The organism is Pseudomonas laurentiana (genome assembly GCF_014648275.1).
Classification (GTDB): domain Bacteria; phylum Pseudomonadota; class Gammaproteobacteria; order Pseudomonadales; family Pseudomonadaceae; genus Aquipseudomonas; species Aquipseudomonas laurentiana.
Window position 1 is genome coordinate 1 of the sequence record NZ_BMQU01000167.1, and the last position, 580, is coordinate 580.

Genomic DNA, 580 nt, shown 5'->3' on the forward strand with positions numbered 1-580 from the left:
TTGTATAAGGTGTGAACTCGGCGCCGTGCATAAGCAATAAAAGCTATTTCTCACACGGAAGTATTCTCAACCCTTAAGTAAATAGCAGTCTTATCCTGAGGATTATAATGTAGCGAAATTCTTTGTCCACTAAATATGGTCCCGCATGAATGAGGTAGTGATACAACAACTGTATCCACTAGAGGCTTAGTGAAATTGCACTTTGCAGTGAAGATGCTGTGTACCTATAGCTTGACAGAAAGACCCTATGCAGCTTTACTGTAATTAGAATGATTGAATTATTTTTGTATTTATAGAGTTATTAAGTAGTCGATTAGACCTAAGTGGAAGACTTATTAAATACGTTAAAATAATTCTTATCCTATAATTTAATTTCTAATGAACAATCTTAGAAAACGTATTTTTCATAGCCATTCGAATTAACCCTTTGATTGGACCTTGAAAAATAAGCGTATGGGAAACAATCTCTAATTGGTAGTTTTGATGGGGCGTCATTTTCATAAAAAGTAACTGAATAAGTCCATAGATAAAGTATTATATAATAATAATATATAACGTATAATTTATTTATACGAATTAT

At 31.7% G+C, this 580-nt stretch carries 1 rRNA gene; it reads left to right on the forward strand.

Going from position 1 to position 580, the window contains the following annotated elements:
- A 23S ribosomal RNA gene (locus IE038_RS25710) occupies positions 1-580 on the forward strand; the annotation flags it as partial.